This is a genomic window from Capnocytophaga sp. oral taxon 878 (genome assembly GCF_002999135.1).
In the GTDB taxonomy this organism is placed as follows: Bacteria; Bacteroidota; Bacteroidia; order Flavobacteriales; family Flavobacteriaceae; genus Capnocytophaga.
Window position 1 is genome coordinate 1991501 of the sequence record NZ_CP027229.1, and the last position, 6000, is coordinate 1997500.

At 33.1% G+C, this 6000-nt stretch carries 5 protein-coding genes (1 of these 5 running past the window's edge); 4 read left to right on the top strand and 1 reads right to left on the bottom strand.

Going from position 1 to position 6000, the window contains the following annotated elements:
• The first annotated feature begins 153 nt into the window (after positions 1-153).
• From C4H12_RS08950 to C4H12_RS08965, 4 genes are all read left to right on the top strand, one after another.
• Complete coding sequence (locus C4H12_RS08950; RefSeq protein ID WP_106098613.1) at positions 154-531, top strand: TraR/DksA C4-type zinc finger protein; 378 nt, start codon at positions 154-156, stop codon at positions 529-531.
• 4 nt (positions 532-535) lie between these two features.
• Complete coding sequence (locus C4H12_RS08955) at positions 536-1099, top strand: Crp/Fnr family transcriptional regulator (RefSeq protein ID WP_106098614.1); 564 nt, start codon at positions 536-538, stop codon at positions 1097-1099.
• A gap of 52 nt (positions 1100-1151) precedes the next feature.
• Positions 1152-4259, top strand: a complete 3108-nt coding sequence (locus C4H12_RS08960) for a sacsin N-terminal ATP-binding-like domain-containing protein (protein WP_106098615.1) — start codon at positions 1152-1154, stop codon at positions 4257-4259.
• Between the two features lie 323 nt (positions 4260-4582).
• Entirely contained in the window at positions 4583-5146 is a 564-nt protein-coding gene (locus C4H12_RS08965) for a hypothetical protein (RefSeq protein ID WP_106098616.1), read from the top strand.
• Positions 5147-5215: 69 nt separating this feature from the next.
• Here the strand turns inward: C4H12_RS08965 and C4H12_RS08970 are convergent, their stop codons facing one another.
• Positions 5216-6000, bottom strand: the 3' portion of a protein-coding gene (locus tag C4H12_RS08970) for a hypothetical protein (RefSeq protein ID WP_254424742.1). Its footprint extends 79 nt past the window's final position; 785 of the gene's 864 nt are visible here — the last part of the coding sequence; its start codon lies beyond the right edge, outside the window; it ends in the stop codon at positions 5216-5218.

A 6000-nucleotide genomic window follows, 5' to 3' on the forward strand; every position in this document is an offset into this window, starting at 1 on the left:
CCCAGTACGCACCCTCCCCCCACATTACATCTCCACCTGTCCCCTAACATACACCCCTAAAAAATTTTGCACTTTTCAAAAATTATCGTATCTTTACGCCCCAAAAACAAAGATACATTATCTAATAACTTAATAACTAACATACTAACAACTATGGACGAAATCAGAGTACGCTATTCCGACAAAGATTTAGAAGAGTTCAAAGCTCTTATCGAAGAAAAAATAAAAAAGGCTCAACACGACCTTGAGCTCATCCGAAGCTCGTATATGAACACCGCCAACAATGGCACCGACGACACTGCGCCTACCTTCAAAGCCTTTGAAGAAGGTTCTAAAGTCACTAGTAAAGAGGAAAATACAGCCCTTGCTATACGCCAAGAAAAGTTCATACGCGACCTCAAAAACGCCCTTATCCGTATCGAAAACAAAACCTACGGAATATGCCGCGTAACCGGTAAGTTAATTGATAAACGCCGACTAATGGCCGTACCTCACGCTACCCTAAGCATCGAAGCTAAAAATATGCAATAGCACAATGGAATTAGTCGCGTATCTAAACGCCGAAACCCATATCCCTACAGAAACACTCTCCCCCTTGGTACACAATCTCTTTGTACGCCAAGAGGTAAAAAAATACGACCTACTACTAAAAGCAAAAAGCCACTCGCAAAAACTGTTTTATGTAGAGGAAGGATTGTTACGCGCCTATTACACCAAGAAAAAAAAAGACATCACCCATAATTTCTTTATGGAAAAGATGTTCTATTTACCAGTCGAAAACATTTATTATGGTCAGCCCTCACCCTTCTTTTTAGAAGCCTTAGAAGAAAGCACCGTATGGGTAGCCACTTTCCCCGAGGTAGAGCGCGTAGTCAATGAGCACCAAGAACTCGAGCGATTAATGCGCTTATTACTCGTTTCAGCTATCAAATCACTCACCGAACGACTCTACACTCTCAAATTTCAAACCGCCCAAGAACGTTATAATTTACTACTAAAAAACTATCCTCAAATTCTTCTTCGCGCCCCCTTAGGGCACATCGCCTCCCTTTTAGGAATCACCCAGCAAACCCTAAGCGTAATCCGAGGCAACAAATAAACATAGTATTTAAAAATACATTCTTATCCCACAATTAAAACTTCTTAAAACTATGAGTGAAGCAAAAGAAAAAGCAAAAAAGGAAGCTGCACGTATAGATATGAAGCAACATGCAAACAAACTTATTCAAGGTTTTGAAAAGTTAAATGAAAGTGATGCTAAAAGAGCTATCTGGGAGCTACTCCAAAATGCAGTTGATGTTTCTGAGAATTGTGAAATCATTATATCTATTACTGATAAATCTCTTATTTTTCAACATAATGGGAAACCCTTTACTACAACTACATTAAATAGTTTAATAAAACAAGTAAGTTCAAAAAGTTTTCAAAATAATGATGATGAAGTAGGACAATATGGAACAGGTTTTATAACTACACATTCTTTTGGAAAGAAAATATTACTATCAGGTTCTTTAAAAAAAGAGAAGGATTATGTCTGTTTTGATGATTTTGAAATAGATAGAACAGCAAAAGATTCTGACGAATTAATTGAAAAACTAATAATACAACAAGAAAAAGCTTTTGACTTAATTGATATAAATGATGCCAAAGAAGAACCATCTAAATTTACTACATTTAAATATTTAGCAACTACTAATTTAGAAAAAGAAAATATAGAAAAGGTAATTGATGAGCTAAACTTAGCGCTACCTTACGTAATGTCTTTGAATGACAAATTGATAAAAGTTACTGTAATTGATAAAAACAAAAAGGAAACGATATTCCAAAAAAACAGAGAATACTTTGAGAATACAATAAAAATTACTCCCATTCTGATTAATAGTATAGAACAAAGAATCTACTCTATATCTGATACAGAAAACAAACTAACAGTAATTCTCCCATTAGAAAATCCCAATAAAGCTATTTCTTTTGATCCGAAATTGGCTAAATTATTTCTATACTATCCTCTAATAGGTACAGAAAACTTTGGTTTTAATTTTATTGTTCATTCGAAACTATTTGCGCCAACAGAACCAAGAGATGGAATACATTTAAAAAGCAATAACGACCAAACACAGGAAAAAGAAGCCAATAACAAAGATATATTAGACTTAGCATTTGATATAATTAGCAATTTCATAAAAGAACAATGTAATGAAATAGACAACATACATTTATTATCAAAAATCAACTTCAACACCAATATACCTAATAACTCTATACTCTCTGTATATTTTAAAGAGCTAAAAGAAAAATGGGTAAATAATTTCAAATCTTATCCTATAGTAGAAACTAATGAAGAAAAAAAATGCCCTAAAGATACTTTTTTCTTTAGTGAAGAATTACTGAAAGATGACGCTTATTTCAATTCGATCTATACTATTGTTAATTTGTTTTGGAAAAATAAAATTCCTCAAAAGCACATTGTAAAAGAGTGGACAAAGTATATTACAGAATGGGAAGATACAACACTAAACTTCATAGACATTACTTCAATAGCCAAGGAGATTGAAAAATCTAAGACACTTAGTTTCTATGAAGAAACGAAAGAAGATTTAAAAAACTTCTATACATATTTAAATAAGTATAATCACACAGAGATTTTCAATCAATATAAAATACTACCCAATATCAAGAATGATTTTTGTCAGCAATCACAATTAAAATCGTGCTTATACATTGATGATGTATTAATAGATATTGCTAATGTTATAATCCCTGATATATCAAAAAAATTCTTAGCAAAAGATTTTAAATTCGAACTCAATTTAGATTCGTATGAACGAAAAGATTTTGTAAAAGATATAAATGCTAAAATTGCTGAAAACTACAAATCAGAAAACAATTTTCCGTTAGCTTCTGAAACTTTAAGTGCTATGATAAAATATTGTTCTATTTTCCCTGATACATCAAAAGGGATACGGGCAGATTTACTATCTATTATAAATGATTTTTTTGGCTTAAAGCAACCTATTATAAATATTAGAAATCTTTCTGATGATGGTTCTAACTGGTGGCTAACAGCTCTAAAATGTTTACTACGCAATTTTATATACGAGTTAAATAAAAAAAATAATGAGTGGATAAAATCAAATTTTAACTTTCTAACTAAGTTATCTGAGTCTGGCGCATATACTTATTCTGATTTTAAAGATATTATTTCCACTTTTAAAATATTTCCTAATCAGCAATTTGATTTATGCACAGGAACTAACTTGAAAATTGATAATAATATATCTGAAAAACTAAAAGACTTATATGACGAGATCTTTAAGAATAATTCTGATACACCTAAATATCCCATTAGAAATTTTTTAATACATAATGACTTTAAAGATTTTCTACCTCATAAAGAAGAAAAAACTTCTGAAAGTTTGGGTCAAGAAATAGAAAGTTTACTCAAGATACAAGATAATACTAATATTAATCAATCACCTTATATTAAACAGATCTTAGAAATTATAAAACTCATTTCAGATAATCCCGAATGGAAAAAATATTTCCCTATTATTGAAAGCAAAAAAGCTTCAATAATGTTAGATCGTATTTCAGATAGTGAAACAAAAGAAGATTTATTCTCTATCATAGGATTAAAACCAGATAAAATATCTCTATTAGGTAAATTATCTAAAAAAGATAATTTTGAAAAAATAATTGAATTAGGCACTCAATTATTAGAAGAAGAAGAGTATAAAAAAAATGACTTTCTATTTAAAAAAACAATAGGAACACATATAGAAAAATTAGTAAGAGAAGAAATTAAAGTTGATTTAAAAACATTTGAAGTAAAGGTACAAGAAGAGCAAGGTGGTCAAGATATTACTATAAAATACAAAGGTGAGATTATCTACTATATTGAAGTAAAATCTCGTTGGGATAGTAGAAATTCAATCACTATGAGTTCTTTACAAATGGAAAGAGCTGTTGAAAATCAAACAAAATATTCTCTTTGTTGTGTAGATATGACTAATTATAAAGTTGGCACAGAAGAAAGATATAAGGTTTCTGATATAAATGAGATATTTGATAGAATTTCTATCCTTTCTAATATTGGTAGTAAAATAGAACCTATTTTAAAGGGAATATTATCCGTAAAAGATAAAGAAAATGAAATCTCTATCTCTGGAGATTATAGAGGCGTTATTCCTCAAACAATAATTAAAGAAGGGAAAAATTTAGATTCTTTTATTAAAATGTTGATAAAAAAATTCTTGTAAAGACTTTAAAAAAATAAATAGTTACAAAACTTTACCTCATATTTAGCAAAGTTTTCCATTCTCTTTTACTTTTGCCAACTCTACTCGTCCAACCTGAAAAGATTCTTCTATTTATCTTATTAGTAATTGTTAATTGATAATTAGGCAACTATCCTTCTCTAGGTTTACAACGCTGTTCCACCGTGGTACAACTATTTGTCCACAAACCAAAAACGCCGCAACTTTGCACCGTCAAACAAAGGTAATGGCCAACAAGTAATAGGCAACAATGCGCGCACCGCCCCTTGCTTCTTTCCCATTACCCCCTAAATTAAATTAAAAAAATGGCTAAAAGTTTAAACATCTTAACAATGGACTTCCGCGGCGAAGTCGGCAAAACCATCGTATTCCGCCAACGCGGCAAAAAAACAATCGTAGCACGCTTTCCACGCCCTACACAGGCACAACCTACCGAAAAGCAACTCAAGCTACGTAGTAAGTTCCAAGAGGCAGTATTATACGCCAAAACAGTACTTGCTTCCCCTGCTCAAAAAGCACTCTATCAGGCAGCACCCAAGGTAAAAAGAAAGCTAATGAGCGCCTATAATGCCGCCATCACCGATTATCTCACCCCACCAGTAGTACATCACATAGATGTAAGCCACTACCACGGGGCTATCGGTAACAAGCTCTACTTCACCCTCCTCGATGATTTCTCAGTGCAATCAGTCAAGGTAGCCCTTCACCAAAGTAACGGTACCCTCATTGAGGAAGGCGAAGCAACAAAAGAAGGAATTCAGTACGCCTACACAGCCACCACTGCCCAAAGCAGTATCACAGGCAGTGTTCTCACCCTCACAGTTACAGACCTACCCAAAAATGTAACCGATAAAAAGCAAACCTTATAGTTAAAAAAACTCCCCAAAGCACAAAGTCTTGGGGAGTTTTATAATATTAAATATACATCATAACCCGTTTTAACGCTCATCAAAAACACCTTTACCATACAGAAGAAACCAATCCAATTCCTCTACCATTTCATATTCTTTAGGAAGAGCCTTTATAGGCAACCCCTCACTCCTATCAGGTAAATAAGCCTCTTTAGCAGTCTTAATAAACGTCTTTCCTTTAGTAGTTTTATCAGGATAAATATACTCTACAGTATCCAATTTCTCACCTTTCCAGCGGTATTTATAAAGCCCCGCCTCACCAGGATGCCCATACTCTACCCCCCTTACCATCTTCTCCTCAGGATAAAAAGTAGGATTTACCAAATCAATAGCCTCTGTAATCAGTTTCTTTGTAGTAGCAGGCGAAAGATAAATAGCATAACAATTCCTCCTACAACATCCCGAAAGAGGATAGTAATTCACCAAAAAATCCTTAGTTCCATCACCATTCACATCAAAAATAGTATCCGAAGAAAAAGCCAGCCCCCATTCCGATGTAACCTTATGTACTATATTCCTTTCCTTCAACTGATAAACATCTATAGCATTAAGCCCCATAATATCAGTATAAATAATAGCGTAATAGTCCGTATCATCAAAGAATTTCCTAACCTTCACCACCGATTTTGTCTCATAAGGCGAATCAGCTTTAGTAGTTACTTCAAAGTCCAAATCAGTCCCCCGAAAGCGCTCTACAAGCTCAAAAAGAGTGTCCTCTTTTGCCTTTTTAAGAATAATACTATCCGCTACACTTTTATTAAAAAAAGACTTTTCAATAGTATCCTTATCTCCCCCTCCCGATGTCTCAAGAG

Coding starts and splice junctions, on each gene's coding strand:
- C4H12_RS08950 (WP_106098613.1), top strand. CDS start 154: ATGGACGAAATCAGAGTACGCTATTCCGACAAAGATTTAGAAGAGTTC.
- C4H12_RS08955 (WP_106098614.1), top strand. CDS start 536: ATGGAATTAGTCGCGTATCTAAACGCCGAAACCCATATCCCTACAGAA.
- C4H12_RS08960 (WP_106098615.1), top strand. CDS start 1,152: ATGAGTGAAGCAAAAGAAAAAGCAAAAAAGGAAGCTGCACGTATAGAT.
- C4H12_RS08965 (WP_106098616.1), top strand. CDS start 4,583: ATGGCTAAAAGTTTAAACATCTTAACAATGGACTTCCGCGGCGAAGTC.